This window comes from Nonomuraea sp. JJY05 (genome assembly GCF_043496855.1).
Taxonomy (GTDB): domain Bacteria; phylum Actinomycetota; class Actinomycetes; order Streptosporangiales; family Streptosporangiaceae; genus Nonomuraea.
The window spans coordinates 282975-298086 of the sequence record NZ_JBIEIS010000010.1 but is presented as its reverse complement, the minus strand read 5'-3'; the positions used below and the strand labels follow the sequence as shown (position 1 = coordinate 298086).

Annotated in this window: 11 protein-coding genes; 7 read left to right on the top strand and 4 right to left on the bottom strand. The window is 69.8% G+C overall.

Annotated features, from left to right (window positions below):
• Positions 1-43: 43 nt before the first annotated feature.
• Positions 44-1945 (top strand): nitrate- and nitrite sensing domain-containing protein, encoded by a 1902-nt coding sequence (locus ACFKCF_RS18310; protein ID WP_394494991.1) that lies wholly within the window; start codon positions 44-46, stop codon positions 1943-1945.
• A 3-nt stretch (positions 1946-1948) separates the two neighbouring features.
• Here the strand turns inward: ACFKCF_RS18310 and ACFKCF_RS18305 are convergent, their stop codons facing one another.
• The 3 genes from ACFKCF_RS18305 to ACFKCF_RS18295 are packed head-to-tail and all read right to left on the bottom strand — an operon-like array spanning position 1949 to position 3777.
• Complete coding sequence (locus ACFKCF_RS18305) at positions 1949-2848, bottom strand: hypothetical protein (RefSeq protein ID WP_394494990.1); 900 nt, start codon at positions 2846-2848, stop codon at positions 1949-1951.
• Between the two features lie 26 nt (positions 2849-2874).
• Positions 2875-3594 carry an MBL fold metallo-hydrolase gene (locus tag ACFKCF_RS18300; RefSeq protein ID WP_394494988.1) on the bottom strand — a complete coding sequence of 240 codons (720 nt, stop codon included), beginning with the start codon at positions 3592-3594 and terminating at the stop codon, positions 2875-2877.
• Positions 3595-3624: 30 nt separating this feature from the next.
• Complete coding sequence (locus ACFKCF_RS18295; RefSeq protein WP_387572230.1) at positions 3625-3777, bottom strand: hypothetical protein; 153 nt, start codon at positions 3775-3777, stop codon at positions 3625-3627.
• 408 nt (positions 3778-4185) lie between these two features.
• Here ACFKCF_RS18295 and rho point away from each other — a divergent pair, with 408 nt between their 5' ends.
• The 3 genes from rho to ACFKCF_RS18280 all read left to right on the top strand — a co-directional run bounded on the left by rho (position 4186) and on the right by ACFKCF_RS18280 (position 8491).
• A complete protein-coding gene (gene rho / locus ACFKCF_RS18290; protein ID WP_394494986.1) occupies positions 4186-5289 on the top strand; it encodes a transcription termination factor Rho in 1104 nt (367 codons plus the stop codon).
• A 235-nt stretch (positions 5290-5524) separates the two neighbouring features.
• Positions 5525-6574 carry a putative RNA methyltransferase gene (locus ACFKCF_RS18285; RefSeq protein WP_394494984.1) on the top strand — a complete coding sequence of 350 codons (1050 nt, stop codon included), beginning with the start codon at positions 5525-5527 and terminating at the stop codon, positions 6572-6574.
• Between the two features lie 144 nt (positions 6575-6718).
• Positions 6719-8491: a S9 family peptidase gene (locus tag ACFKCF_RS18280; RefSeq protein ID WP_394494983.1), complete on the top strand. Its 1773-nt coding sequence runs from the start codon at positions 6719-6721 to the stop codon at positions 8489-8491.
• Positions 8492-8589: 98 nt separating this feature from the next.
• Here the strand turns inward: ACFKCF_RS18280 and ACFKCF_RS18275 are convergent, their stop codons facing one another.
• Positions 8590-9780 carry a PP2C family protein-serine/threonine phosphatase gene (locus tag ACFKCF_RS18275; protein ID WP_394494981.1) on the bottom strand — a complete coding sequence of 397 codons (1191 nt, stop codon included), beginning with the start codon at positions 9778-9780 and terminating at the stop codon, positions 8590-8592.
• A 36-nt stretch (positions 9781-9816) separates the two neighbouring features.
• Between ACFKCF_RS18275 and ACFKCF_RS18270 the strand changes: the two genes are divergently transcribed.
• The 3 genes from ACFKCF_RS18270 to ACFKCF_RS18260 all read left to right on the top strand — a co-directional run bounded on the left by ACFKCF_RS18270 (position 9817) and on the right by ACFKCF_RS18260 (position 15066).
• Complete coding sequence (locus ACFKCF_RS18270; protein WP_394494979.1) at positions 9817-10170, top strand: hypothetical protein; 354 nt, start codon at positions 9817-9819, stop codon at positions 10168-10170.
• Positions 10171-10251: 81 nt separating this feature from the next.
• Positions 10252-14433, top strand: a complete 4182-nt coding sequence (locus ACFKCF_RS18265) for a HAMP domain-containing protein (RefSeq protein ID WP_394494978.1) — start codon at positions 10252-10254, stop codon at positions 14431-14433.
• Positions 14434-14436: 3 nt separating this feature from the next.
• On the top strand, positions 14437-15066 hold the full coding sequence (locus tag ACFKCF_RS18260; RefSeq protein WP_394494977.1) for a two-component system response regulator: 630 nt from the start codon (positions 14437-14439) through the stop codon (positions 15064-15066).
• Positions 15067-15112 lie beyond the last annotated feature (46 nt).

Here is a 15112-nt window from a genome sequence, read left to right as displayed (position 1 = left end):
GGTGTACTCTGCGAGGCGATCTCATATTGCACCCGGAGGTCGCATGCCCCCCACGCGTGGCCGCCCCATCGCCGTGAAACTCCTCGTCCTGCTGTTCGTCCCGCTGCTGTCCCTCGTGGGCCTGTGGGCATTCGCCGCGGGCCTGACCGGCGGCGACGGCATGCGGCTGCTGTCGATCAAGGACTTGGCGACCAACCTGGCCGATCCCTCCGAGCGCGTCAACATCGAGCTGCAGGACGAGCGGCTGTTCTCCGTGGAGTTCCTGGTCAGCGGGCAGGGCGCCGCCAAGATGATCAGGCAGCGCGGCGAGACGGACAAGGCCGTGGCCGCGTTCCGCGCGCTCGCCAAGAACCAGCGTGACCTGTCACCGGAGATGACCACGCAGCTCGCTGCGGTGAACACCAAGCTCGACCAGCTCGCGGAGGTCCGCCGCGAGGTGGACGGCACGACCGTCCCGCCGCTCGACGTGATCGACGGCTACAGCCAGATCGTGGACGCGTCCTTCCGCCTGTACGACGCCATGGTGCTGGTGCCCGACATGGCCCTGTACAAGCAGGCCAGGGCGGTGACCATGCTGGGCGAGGCCAAGGACCTGCTGTCCAGGGAGCGGGCGCTGATCGCGATCGTGCTGGGCAAGGGCCGGGTGGATCCCGGGGAGCACGAGGCGTTCACGGGGATGGTGGCCACCAGGCGGCTGCTGTTCTCGCAGGCGCTCTCGCATCTCGACCGCGACCTGCGCGGCCCGTACGCGCGGCTGTCCACGTCACCGGTCTACAAGGAGTTCCTGGACGCCGAGGACGCCATCCGGGGCCAGGCAGCCACGAACGGCCTGCCCGCCACGGCCGCCACCTGGCCCGTCGACGGCCAGAACCTGTGGGCGGCGGTCGAGCGTGACCAGGCCCTGGCCGTCAAGAGCCTCGTGAACCGGGTGACGCCGACGGCCATCGGCATGCTGATCAAGATCGGGGTCGCGGGCGGCCTCGGCCTGATCGCCGTCATCGCGTCGATCATGCTGTCGCTGCGCTTCCGCAAGCGGCTGGTGCGCGAGCTGGCCGGGCTCCGCGACGCCGCCACGGAGCTGGCCGAGGTGCGGCTGTCCGGCCTGGTCAAGCGGCTGCGGACGAACACGGCCCCGCCCACCGCCGAAGAGGTCGCCCCGATCGAGGTCAAGTCCCGCACGTCCGAGGTACGCGACATCGTCCAGGCGTTCAACGACGTGCAGTCCACGGCCGTCGCGGCCGCGGTGAGCCAGGCCCGGCTCCGGCACGGCGTCAGCCAGGTCTTCGTGAACCTGGCCAGGCGCAACCAGTCGCTGCTGCACCGGCAGCTGCTCCAGCTCGACAGCATGGAGCGGGCGACGGAGGAGCCCGAGGCCCTGGCGGACCTGTTCAAGCTCGACCACCTCACCACCCGCATGCGCAGGCACGCCGAGAGCCTCATCATCCTGTCGGACCAGGCACCCGGGCGCGGCTGGCGCAACCCGGTGCCGATCCTCGACGTGCTGCGCGCGGCAGTGGCGGAGGTGGAGGAGTACGAGCGGGTCGAGATCCTCCAGCCGCCGCCGGTCGCGCTCCACGGCGCGGTGGTCACGGACGTGGCCCACCTGATGGCCGAGCTGATCGAGAACGCCACCCTCTTCTCCCCGCCCCAGACCAGGGTGGACCTGCGGACCTCGACCACCCCGCACGGGCTGATGATCGAGGTCGAGGACCGCGGTCTCGGCCTGGTCAGGGCCGAGCTGGACGAGCTCAACGAGCGGCTGGCGAAGACGCCGGAGTTCGACCTGGCGCAGAGCGACCGGCTCGGCCTGTTCGTGGTGAGCAGGCTCGCGGCCAGGCACGGCATCAAGGTCACTCTCGCGCCCTCCCCGTACGGCGGCCTGACCGCGATGGCCTCCCTGCCCTCGTCGCTCCTGGCCGATCAGCCGGTCATGAGCGGGCGGTAGCCGCTACGACACGACCTGGAGCAGCGCCTGGTTCTTCGCCTTGGGCGGCTCGGCCAGCCGCTGGAGCTCGTTGCCCGCGCCGTCGAACACGACCAGCGTGTTGTGGGCGTGGGCGGCCGCGGGCCGCGACCGCGTGGGCGCGGCGGCCATCCGCATCACGAGACGGCCGTCCGGCAGGTAGTACGCGCCGATCGCGTTGCCCTTGGCCGGCAGCTTCAGCCTCTTGCCCGACGGGATCTGGACGATGACCGGCTTGAAGGTCGTGGGCCAGGTCCTGGCGCTGAGTGCCTGCCCGTTCTCCGGGAACGCCACGACCGCCTTGGTGCCGTCGTGCGACAGGCTCTGCACGTGGCTGATGGACTTGACGCCCTTGACCATGACGGTCTTGCCCGTCTTGGAGTCGAGCCGGTAGAGGCCGTCGCCCGTGGTGGTGTAGCCGGCGAGGTAGCGCCCGTTACCCGACCAGGCGAGGTGGCAGACGCCCTTGGACACGCCCAGCTTGCGCGGGGCGTTGCTGCCGTCGGCCCGGACGGCCGTGATCGTGCCGTTCGCGCTCGGGTAGGCCACCTTGGTCGAGTCGGCGGACCAGACCGGGGTGAGGCACGGCGTACTGCCCTGGAGACCGCTGACGATCGTGCTGGTCTTGCCGCGCTCCCTGATGTTGAGGTTGCCGCTCTCGGTGATCCAGGCGGCCTTCGTGCCGTCGGGCGAGGCGGCGAACTGCGCGGCGCCGAAGCTGGCGAGCTGGTGCCACTCGCCGCCGGCCGTGTATCGGCTGAGCTGGTTGCCTGCCGCCACGTAGACGGCGGCCCCCGACAGATCAGGCGCGGGCGCCGCCCACGCCGCCGACGGGACGACCAGAGCGGCGCCGAGTACGACGCCGGTCACAACGCGTATCTTCATGGCTACACATCGTGCCCGGGAAACCGTCACAGACGCAGGAACGGCTCGCCGAAGTGAGCGGTCGCGAGAATCGCGCGCTCGGCCCTGAGCGTCGCCAGCACCTCCGCCCGGGTGCGCGCGGCCGCCTCCTGGTCGTCGTCGTAGACGTACCGGATGGCCGGATCGTCGAGCTGCACCGGGTGGAGCACGAGGTCGCCGGTGATGGCCACGTCACCGACCCTGGCGATCTGGTGGCCCGGCGTGTGCCCGGGCGCGTGATGCACGTGGACACCCGGCGAGACCTCGGCCTGGCCGTCGACGACGTGCAGCTGCCCCTTGATCGGGGTGAGGAGCCGGTCGAGCACGGGACCCTGCGCGGCGTCCACCTCGGCCTGCTGGAGGACGTACCTGGCGTTCTCGAACGCGGGCCTGCCGCCGGCCACCACGCCGCTGGCGTGGTCGCTGTGCAGGTGCGTGAGGACGACGGTGCCGATCTCGGCGGGCGAGACGCCCGCGGCGGCCAGCTCGCCGGCCAGAGTGCCGGGAACCGGCGCCCAGCTCGCGGCCGGTGAGTCTTCGTCACCGATGCCGGTGTCGACGAGGGTCAGCCGACCGGCCGCGTCGCGGATCAGGTAGCAGTGGAAGTGCAGGACCCAAGGCTCGTCCTGGAGCCCGGAACCGGGGAACATCTCGGCGAGCGGGCGGCGGATCGCCGCTCCCATGGGGCCTACGGCGTCGCAGAGCGGCGTCACCTCGACGCCGGACACTGTTATAGATGTATGGGGCACTCGCCCAGATTAGGCGGCTACGGCTACCTGCTGCTGGCGCGGGACGAACTCGTTCTCGATGTCGGCCGCATAGACGGCGCGGCAGCAGTGCGCGCACCTGTACATGATCGGGCCCTCGTCGAGCTCGTGGTGGCACCGCGGGCAGTGGTTGACGGTCTTCATGGTGCTCCCCCAAGGAGTTTCTGTTGGTTCTATGGAACCCTCACCGAGTTGCAGGGATCCTGCATGTCACTTGACACGATGGCGCTGCTTCGACGGGGGCCGTATGCCCTCCGGCACACCGGGTGCGGTAATTGTCCTCGCAGTACGGTGCCGAGAAGAACATTGTCACGTCCCCCTGCCCACGTCCGTGGGAGAAACTCCGAGAACGGTCCGGGAATAGCCCAAGAGGGCTAGGCGTTTACTGGACCAGATGGTGTGGTATCTTGCCACCAGGCGTCGAGCTTGCGCTCCGCCGATCTTCATCTGAGTCTCGCCCCGTTCTCTCAAGGGGCCCGGCTTCCTTTCTTTCCGCACCGCGCCCGGCCGCTTTCGGGCTGGTCCGGCGCATTCCCCCAGAGGGGTTTCACCATGTCTGTACACATTCCTGAGCAGCGTGCGGACGTTCCCGTCCGCCAGGTCGAGGGCCTCCTGGACGTACGCGAAAAATCCGCGTTCCTCCGGGCCGGGCACCTCCCCGGACCCGGCGACATGCGCCTCACGCCCGACAAGGTACGGCAGTTCGACCTGCGGCCCGGCGACCACGTCGTCGCGTCGTTCGCCGGCAACAAGCTCGCCGGCGTCACCTCGGTCAACGGCGCCGCGCAGTGGCGCGGCCGGCCCAGGTTCGCCGAGCTGACACCCGTACATCCGACCGAGCGGCTCCACATCGAGACCGAGTCGCTCAGCACGCGCGTCATCGACCTCTTCGCGCCCATCGGCAAGGGACAGCGCGGCCTCATCGTCGCGCCGCCCAAGGCCGGCAAGACCATGGTCCTGCAGGCGCTGGCCGCCGGGATCACCCGCAACCACCCCGAGGTGCACCTCATGGTCCTCCTCGTGGGCGAGCGGCCGGAAGAGGTCACCGAGATGCGCGCCACGATCTCCGGCGAGATCTTCTACTCCACCTTCGACCACCCCGACCGCGACCACACCGCCGTCGCCGAGCTGGCCGTCGAACGCGCCAAGCGGCTCGTCGAGTCCGGCCAGGACGTCGTGCTGCTGCTCGACTCGCTGACGCGGCTGGGGCGGGCGTACAACAACCTGGCGCCCGGCGGCGGCCGGGTCCTCACCGGCGGCATCGACGCCGGGGCCCTGTACCCGCCCAAGCGCTTCTTCGGCGCCGCCCGCAACGTCGAGGGCGGCGGCTCCCTCACCATCCTCGCCACCGCCCTGGTGGACACGGGGTCGCGGATGGACAACAACCTGTACGAGGAGTTCAAGGGGACGGGGAACATGGAGCTGCACCTCGTCCGCGAGCTCGCGGAGCGGCGCCTCTTCCCGGCCGTCGACCTGGACGCCTCGGGGACCCGGCGGGAGGAGATCCTGCTGCACACGGAGGAGCGGCAGGTGGTGTGGCGGCTGCGGCGCATGCTCAGCGCCCTGGAGAAGCAGCAGGGCCTCGAGATCCTCGTCGGCAAACTCCGCTCCACCCCCTCCAACGCCGCCTTCCTCCTCGAAGCAGCCGCCGCCTAACCCCCTGAATCCCTTCTCCCCACCCGCACCGCTCTCAAGGGGACGCACACCTCCGTCCAACCCCGCCTCAAGCGCGCCGCGTCGGCGAGCAGGGGGACGGGGGAGCCCGGCGCAACACCACGGCGCCCAGCCACCCGCACCGCCCCCCAGGGACGCCCCCTCAAGCGCGCGTCGGGAGCACGGTGCCACGATGCGGCCCCGCCCCGTGGGAAGGGGGGCCGGGTGGTGGACCAGAATGGGCGGCATGCTGGCAGATATCGTCGAATACCTAGCGTGCCCCGTCTGCCGAGCCGCCCTCCGGCTCGACGTCGGCGCGCTGCGGTGCGCCCAAGGGCACGCCTTCGACGTCGCCAAGCAGGGCTACGTGAGCCTCCTGGTCGGCAACAAACCCCCGGGAACCGCCGACAGCCCCGAGATGGTGGCCGCGCGGGCGCGATTTCTCGACGCGGGCCACTACGCGCCACTGCACGACGCGGTAGCGGAAACCGTACGAAAGTACGCGTGCGACAAGAACGTTCCAGCAAAACGTGAGTACTCCACCGAAACGAATGACGGCACGGGGCTGAGGGCGTACCGTGGGGCGGGAGTGGAGGCCGGTTACGGCGCTGGATCAACGGGTCCCGCGTACGAGCCGGAAATCGACGGCGATCGTCGCGCGGAGGGCAGGGCCGCGCCGTTGATCGTCGACGCAGGCGCGGGCACCGGGCACTACCTGGCGGCCGCGTTGGACGCGGTGAACGATGGCATCGGGATGGCGTTCGATGTGTCGAAGCACGCTGTACGCCGGGCGGCGCGGGTGCATCCCAGGGCAGGGGCGTTCGTGGCCGACGTGTGGCGTCCGCTCCCCATCAGGGATGGGGTGGCCGATGTGGTGATGGACGTGTTCGCGCCCAGGAACGGGCCCGAGTTCAGGAGAATCCTGCGGCCCGGCGGCGTCGCCGTGGTCGTGACGCCGGCGGCGCGGCATCTGAGCCCGCTGGTCGAGGAGCTGGGGCTGCTCTCCGTGGACGACGAGAAGGAGCGCAGGCTGGCGCGGAGCCTGGAGGGCTTCGACGAGGTGGAGCGGCGTTCGGTCGAGTTCGAGATGGAGCTGGGGCATGACGACATCGCCCAGGTGGTCGGGATGGGCCCGAGTGCGTGGCATACCGACGCGGCCGAGCTTGACAGGCGAATAGCGGGATTTATCTCCCGAAATGTCATGAAAGGTCAGCAAAAAGGAGCAACGCACGCCGCGTTTCACGTGTCTATCTTCGAGCCCGTACCCCGATCAAGACCCGTTCCTTGACGGGCATGTGGGACTGGTGTTACTGATGGGGCATTTAGTCCGAAATTCCCCCACATTCCCTGAGTTTTTCGTCGGAACACGCGCAATACTGGACGGCATCCCGCGCCCGGAGGCGCGGGACCTCAATGGGAGGGGGCGCACGGGATGAAGGCGGAGGAACGCTGGCAGGCCAGGTTCCGCGCGTCGCGCATGACGCTGCCGTCCTGGGCGCGCCAGGCCCCCAACCGCTCCATCTACCGCTCCAACGCCACCGGCACCTGGGAGGTCTACGCCTGGGACCGCGTGACCGGCGCCGTCCGCCAGGTCACCGACCGCCCGAAGGGCACCGCGTACGCCGCCATCGACCCCACCGGCCAGTGGATCTACTGGTTCGCCGACACCGGCGGCGACGAGTTCGGCGTGTGGTGGCGCCAGCCGTTCGCCGGCGGCCCCAACGAGCCGGTCGCCCCCGACCTGCCGCCGGGCCAGCCCGGCGGCATCGCCCTGTCCACGACGGGCGTCGCGGCGATCAGCATGGCCAGCGAGGGCACGTTCAGGATCCATGTCGTCCGCGTCGGCGGCCCGGCGACGCTCCTGTACGAGCACACCGAGGCCGCATGGGTGGCCGACATGTCCCTCGACGGCTCGCTCATCGCGATCAACCACGGCGAGTACGGCGACTTCCGCCACCCCGCGCTCCGCGTCGTCCGCCAGAGCGGTGAGACGGTGAGCGAGCTGTACGACGGGCCCACCAAGGGCGTCACCGGCCTGCGCTTCGCCCCCGTCGTCGGCGACCGCCGCCTGCTGGCCCTGCACGAGCGCCGCCAGCGCCACGGGCTCCTGGTCTGGGACCCGGTGAGCGGCGAGCAGCGCGAGATCTGGCTTAAGGACCCGGGCGACCTGAACGCCGAGTGGTACGACGACGGCCGTGGCCTGCTCATCCTGCGCGACCACCGCGCCCGCACGCACATGCACCGCTACGACCTCGCGGGCGGCGGCCTGACGCTCATCGACACGCCGCACGGCGTGATCGACGAGGCGGCCCCCCGGCCCGGCGGCCACGTCGAGTACTCCTGGTCCAGCGCCTCGCGCCCGCCGATCATCCGCTCCAGCAGCGGCCAGGTCGTGGTCAATCCCGGCGGCCCGCCCGCCCCGCCGAGCGTCCCCGTCGAGGACATCGACGTCGAGGGCGAGGGCGGCCGCATCCACGCGCTGGTGTCCAAGCCCGAGACGGGCGTCGCCCCGTACCCGGCGGTCTTCCTGCTGCACGGCGGACCGACGGCGCACGACCGCGACGCGTTCTCGCCGGAGGTCGCGGCCTGGGTGGACGCGGGGTTCGCGGTGGTGCGGGTCAACTACCGGGGCTCGACCGGGTACGGCTCCTCCTGGCGCGACGCGCTGCACGGCGACGTCGGGCACATCGAGCTGGCCGACGTTGCCGCCGTACGCCAGGTCGTGGTCGATCGCGGCATCGCCGACCCGGAGCGGATCGTGCTGGCCGGCGCGGCCTGGGGCGGCTATCTCACGCTGCTCGGCCTCGGCACCCAGCCGGACCTGTGGGCGGCCGGCATCGCGGCGGTGCCGATCGCCTGCCACCAGACCTCGTACGAGGACGAGGCGGAGAGCCTGCGCGCCTACCATCGCGCGCTGCTCGGCGGCTCACCCGACGAGCAGCCGGAGCAGTACGCGGCCAGCTCCCCCATCACCTACGTCGATCAGGTCAAGAGCCCGCTGCTGATCCTCGCGGGCGAGAACGACAGCCGCTGCCCGCTGCGCCAGATCGAGAAGTACGTGGCCAAGCTGGCCGAGCACGGGCGCGAGCACGAGGTCTACATGTACGACGCCATCGGCGGCTCGCTCGTGGTGGCGGAGCGGATCGCGCAGACCGCGCTCCAGCTCGAATTCGCCAGGAAGCATCTGAACCACAGTGACATTTGACACACTGTAAAAATTTCTCTGACCGACGGACTTGACCGTCAGACTCTCCCGGTGACAGCATGTGCCGACGCTGTCACCGGGAGGCGTGCTTGAGCGTGCTAGCGGGCGCGCAGGACCACGATGGCCAGGTCGTCCTGGCTCGGCTCCGAGGCGAATTCGGCCGCACCCCTGCGGATGCGCTCGGCCACCGCCCTGGCCGACAGCCCGGCACACTCGGCCAGCAGCTTGGCCAGCCCGCCGTCGTCGTCGAGCAGCCGTCCGCCCGAGCGCCGCTCCGTCACCCCGTCGGTCACCGCCAGCAGCACGTCGCCATGCTCCAGGTGCACGGTGTCGGCCTCGAACATGACCTCGTGGAAGACTCCCAGCAGCGACTGCGGCGTGGTCACGGCCTCCACCTTGCCGCTCGGCCTAAGCCGCAGCGCCTCGGGGTGCCCGGCCGACACCAGGCGCACCTCCAGCCCGGTCGAGACGGGCGTGATGTCGCCGTGCAGCAGCGTGAGGAACCTGGCGCGCTCGCCCTCCTCCAGGATCGCCTGGTTGAGCCGCCCGAGCACGGCGGCCACGCCATAGCCCTCGCGGGCCAGCAGCCGCAGCGTGTGGCGGGCGAGCCCGGTCACGGCGGCGGCCTCGGGGCCCGTGCCGCACACGTCGCCGATGGCGAACCGCCACGAGTCGTCGCCCGCCTTGAACAGGTCGTAGAAGTCGCCGCCGACCTCGTTGGTCTCGCCGGCGGGCTCGTAGATGACGCCGTAGTCGAGCCCGGGGACCTCGGGCTCGTTGGGCGGCAGCAGGCTGCGCTGGAGCGCCCGGTTGGCGGCGGCCTGCTGGGCGTAGAGCCGGGCGTTGTCCATGGCCAGCGCGGCACGCCTGCCGATGTCCTCGGCGAACTGGATGACGTCGTCGGGGAAGCGGTCGGACCGGCCCAGGCACATCATGCCGAGGCCCCGGCCGCGCGCCATGAGCGGCACCGCGAGCACCTGGGAGTCGGCCAGATGGACGGTCGAGGTGACCCTGGCGTCGGCGGCGTCGACGTCCATGTCGGCGAGTTGCTCGCGCAGCCCGTCGATCCTGGCCTCGTCGGCGTGCCAGAGGTAGACCAGCCGCATCGGCCCGTAGTTGTCGGAGGTGTAGACGGCGCACCAGCTGGCCAACCTCGGCACTACGACCTGGGCGATGATGGCAGGTACCATGTCCGGGTCGAGCGTGCCCGCGAGCAGGTCACTCGCGTCGGCGAGAAACCCGAGCCAGTGCGGCCCTCGGGCGCTCTCCTCCAGCCATTCGGCTGCCACCCTGTCCTGGGAGCCAGGTAGCGTGAGCCTAGCCCAATGGACACGGGAATCACCCGTGAAGGTGACTCCCCACTCTTCGACGTTAGCGGAAGGAGCTTTCGGATCACCCTGGGAGAGGCTTCGCTGCCTCAGTTCTACCTGTACGGCATCCCCGAGATGCTTCCAGATCACCTCAAACGGCTCGTCAGCGACCTGTTCGGCCAGATCCCCAGCGACTTGTTCGGCGGTATGGAGCACGCCGCCGGTGGCCCACGCGGTCATCACTTCGCGCGTGAACCTCATCGCAGCCGTCACAGCGGTCTCGCCCGGCGCGAAGGTCGCAGCGAGCACCGCATGGGGAGAAGCAGTCATCCCACCGTGCCTACCACACTTACTGCTGACTTGGGGTAAATCCAAGGACAGGACTCAGAGCTACTCATCGTGACAGACTTGAATCACTCGCCGGAGCCCGCCGCGAGTGAAGGAGGCCCCATGACCACGGCCAAGGCCGCGCCAACCCCGGAGGAGAGGACGTACACCGAGTCGGATCTCATTCCCATCCTCGAGACTCTTTTCTCTTGGCGTGATGGTGATTTCCGGCGTCGGGTCCCACATGCGCCTCCCGGGATCCTCAGCGAGGTCCGGCTGCTGCTCAACGAAGTGGCCGACCGCCGCGAGCACCTGGCGAACGAGCTGGTGCGCGTTCGTAAAGAGGTCGTCAAGGAGGGCCGGTTCGGCGAGCGGCTGACGCCCGGGCCGGGCGTCGGCGCGTGGGCGGAGAGCGTCGAGTCGGTCAACCAGCTGATCGACGCCCTGGTGAGCCCCGTGAGCGGCGCGGCCGACGTGATCGACGCGGTCGCCAAGGGCGACCTGTCGCGCCGGATCGACCTCGACCGGTCGGCCAGGGGCGAGGTGCGCCGCCTGGGCAAGGCCATCAACGGCATGGTCGACCAGCTCGCGCTGTTCAACAGCGAGGTGACCAGGGTGGCGCGCGAGGCCGGCACCGAGGGCCGGCTGGGCGGCAGCGCCAACCTGCGCGGCATGTCGGGAAGCTGGCGCGACCTCACCGAGGCCGTCAACACGATGTCGTCCCGCGTGGCCGCGCAGGTGCGCGACATCGCGGTCGTGACCACCGCGGTGGCCAAGGGTGACCTGAGCCGCAAGGTGACGGTCGACGCCGTGGGCGAGATGTTCGAGCTGAAGAACACCGTCAACACGATGGTCGACCAGCTCTCCGGCTTCGCCGAGGAGGTCACCCGGGTCGCCCGCGAGGTGGGCACCGAGGGCCAGCTCGGCGGCCAGGCCCAGGTGACCGGTGTCTCGGGGGTCTGGAAGGACCTCACCGACAACGTCAACTTCATGGCCAACAACCTCACCTCCCAGGTGCGCAGCATCGCGACCGTGGCGACGGCGGTGGCCCAGGGCAACCTGTCGAAGAAGATCACCGTCGACGCGCAGGGCGAGATCCTCCAGCTCAAGGACACCCTCAACACGATGGTGGACCAGCTGTCCTCCTTCGCCGACGAGGTCACCCGAGTCGCCCGCGAGGTGGGCACCGAGGGCAAGCTGGGCGGCCGGGCCGAGGTGAAGGGCGTTTCCGGGGTCTGGAAGGACCTGACGGACAACGTCAACTCGATGGCCAACAACCTGACATACCAGGTGCGCAACATCGCCCAGGTGACCACGGCCGTGGCCAACGGCGACCTCACCCGCAAGATCGACGTGGACGCCCAGGGCGAGATCCTGGAGCTCAAGTCGACCATGAACACGATGGTCGAGCAGCTGTCGTCGTTCGCCTCCGAGGTGACCCGAGTCGCCCGAGAGGTGGGCACCGAGGGCCAGCTGGGCGGTCAGGCGCAGGTGCGCGGCGTGTCGGGGGTCTGGAAGGACCTGACCGACAACGTCAACTTCATGGCCAACAACCTGACCTCTCAGGTGCGCCAGATCGCGGCCGTGTCGTCGGCGGTGGCCCAGGGCGACCTGTCGAAGAAGATCACCGTCGACGCGCAGGGCGAGATCCTCCAGCTCAAGGACACCCTCAACACGATGGTGGACCAGCTGTCCTCCTTCGCCGACGAGGTCACCCGAGTGGCGCGCGAGGTGGGCACGCAGGGCCAGCTGGGCGGCCAGGCCAGGGTGACCGGCGTCTCGGGCGTCTGGAAGGACCTCACCGACAACGTCAACTTCATGGCCAACAACCTGACCTCTCAGGTGCGTAACATCGCCGAGGTCACCACGGCCGTGGCCAACGGCGACCTCACCCGCAAGATCGACGTGGACGCCCAGGGCGAGATCCTGGCCCTGAAGACCACCATCAACCGCATGGTGGACCAGCTGTCGTCGTTCGCCTCCGAGGTGACCCGAGTGGCCCGGGAGGTGGGCTCCGAGGGGCAGCTGGGCGGCCAGGCCCGGGTCGAGGGCGTCGAGGGCACCTGGAAGCGGCTCACCGAGAGCGTCAACGAGCTGGCCGGCAACCTCACCACGCAGGTGCGCGCCATCGCCACCGTCACCAGCGCCGTGGCCCGGGGCGACCTGACCCGCTCGATCGCCGTCGAGGCGCAGGGCGAGCTGGCGGAGCTGAAGGACAACATCAACTCGATGGTGGCCAACCTCCGCGAGACCACCCAGGCCAACCAGGAACAGGACTGGCTCAAGTCCAACCTGGCCCGCATCTCCAGGCTCATGCAGGGCCACCGCGACCTGCTCGAGGTGGCCAAGCTGACGATGAGCGAGCTGACGCCGCTGGTCTCGGCCCGCTACGGCGCCTTCTACGGCATCGACCCCGAGGGCGACCACGAGCTGATCCTGATCGGCGGGTACGGCGTGCGCCCCGACCGGGGCCCGCGCCAGCGCTTCGCGATCGGCGAGGGCATCGTCGGCCAGGCGGCGGCCGAGGGCCGGCACATCATGCTCGACGACGTGCCGCCGCAGTTCATCACCATCGACAGCGGGCTCAGCCAGTCCACGCCCGCGCAGATCGTGGTGCTGCCGATCCTGTTCGAGAGCCGGGTGCTCGGCGTGCTCGAGCTGGCCTCGTTCACGCCGTTCGGCGAGGTGCACCTCGACTTCCTGCGCCAGCTCGTCGAGACCATCGGTGTCACGATGAACACGATCATCGCCAACTCCCGCACCGAGGACCTGCTGACCGAGTCGCAGCGGCTCACCAGGGAGCTCCAGGAGCGCTCCGACGAGCTGCAGCGCCAGCAGGAGGAGCTGCGCAGGTCCAACGCCGAGCTGGAGGACAAGGCGGCGCTGCTGGCCAAGCAGAACCGCGCGATCGAGATCCAGAACTTCCAGATCGAGCAGGCCCGCCGCACGCTGGAGGAGCGCGCCGAGCAGCTGGCGGTCTCCTCGCGCTACAAGTCCGAGTTCCTCGCGAACATGTCCCACGAGCTGCGTACGCCGCTCAACAGCCTGCTGGTGCTGGCCAAGCTGCTGACCGAGAACGCCGAGGGCAACCTGACCTCGCAGCAGGTGGAGTTCGCCCGCACGATCCACAGCGCGGGCTCGTCGCTGCTCCAGCTCATCAACGACATGCTCGACCTGTCCAAGGTCGAGGCGGGCCGGATGGACATCCACCCGATCCAGGTGTCGCTGCCGAAGATGGTGGACCTGCTGGAGGCGGCGTTCACGCCGCTGGCGCAGGACAAGGGGCTGTCGTTCAGCGTCGACGTCGAGTCCGACGTGCCGAAGGAGCTGCGCGCCGACGAGCAGCGCCTGCAGCAGGTGCTGCGCAACCTGCTCTCCAACGCGGTGAAGTTCACACCGCGGGGCGAGGTGAAGCTGCGCGTCTCGATGGCGCCACCCGGGGTCGACTACGACGACGACACCCTGCACGGCGCCGACGACCTGCTCGCCTTCCAGGTGATCGACACCGGCATCGGCATCGCGCCCGACAAGCGGGACGTCATCTTCGAGGCGTTCAGACAGGCCGACGGCACGACGAGCCGCAAGTACGGCGGCACGGGCCTGGGCCTGGCGATCTGCCGCGACATCGCCCGGCTGCTCGGCGGCGAGATCCACGTGGACAGCGAGCTGGGCAAGGGCAGCACGTTCACGCTCTACCTGCCGGCCTCGTACACCGGCCCGCTGGCCGCCACCGACGGCGGCGCGCCCCGCCGCCAGCTGATGACGGCGCCGACGGAGGAGTCGGCCGCGGTCACGCCGGAGCCGCCGCTGCCGCTCGACCTGCCGATGCCCGAACTGGTCGAGCCGGTGGAGACGCCGGTCCAGTGGCAGGGCGACGACCCGCTCAGCGGCGCCAAGATCCTCATCGTGGACGACGACATCCGCAATGTTTTCGCGTTGACCAGCGTCCTGGAACGACACGGTTCCACGGTCGTCTACGCTGAAAACGGTCGGGAGGGGATCGAGCAGCTCGAACGAAACGAGGACGTCGCGCTCGTGCTGATGGACATCATGATGCCGGAGATGGACGGCTGGGCCACCACCTCCGCCATCCGGCGCATGCCTCAGTTCGCCGACCTGCCGATCATCGCGTTGACCGCCAAGGTCATGCGGGGCGATCGCGAGAAGAGCATCGCCTCCGGCGCGTCCGACTACGTCCCCAAGCCGGTGGACGTGGACCGCCTGCTCGAACGCCTGCGCGGCTGGCTGAGCCGCGGGCGCGGGTCCATGTCCGACTCGTCAGCCTCAGCAGCCGAAGGGTCGTGATCGATGCCGGATCGCGCCAAGATTCTCCTCGTTGACGACCGCGAGGAGAACCTGATCGCCCTCGAAGCCATCCTCTCCTCGCTCGACCTGGTGCCCGTCCGCGCCAGGTCGGGCGAAGAGGCCCTCAAGGCGCTGCTCAACACCGAGTTCGCCCTGATCCTGCTGGACGTGCGCATGCCCGGCATGGACGGCTTCGAGACGGCCGCGCACATCAAGCGGCGGGAGCGGACCAGGAACATCCCGATCATCTTCCTGACCGTGGTGGACAGCGCGCCCGACTACGCCTTCCGCGGCTACGCGGCCGGCGCGGTCGACTACCTCACCAAGCCGTTCGACCCCTGGGTGCTGCGGGCGAAGGTGTCGGTGTTCACCGAGCTGTACAACATGAACAAGCGGCTGGCCGAGCAGTCGTCCCTGCTCCGCGACCGCGTGAGCGGCGAACTGCCGCCGGGGGTCGGCGACCACGCCTCGGTGCTGCCCGAGCTGTCGCGGCGGCTGACGGCGGTGGAGGACGAGCTGGCCCGGGTGCGGGAGCTGGCCCGCAAGTCCCAGGACCCGACCCTCACCGTCCCCCTGTCCGATCTCACGGACCGCATCAACCACCTACGCGCCGGTTTCGACGCCCTCTCCTGACCCCGCCCATCGGCCGCCGCGCCGACCTGCGGTAGCGCCCAGCGCG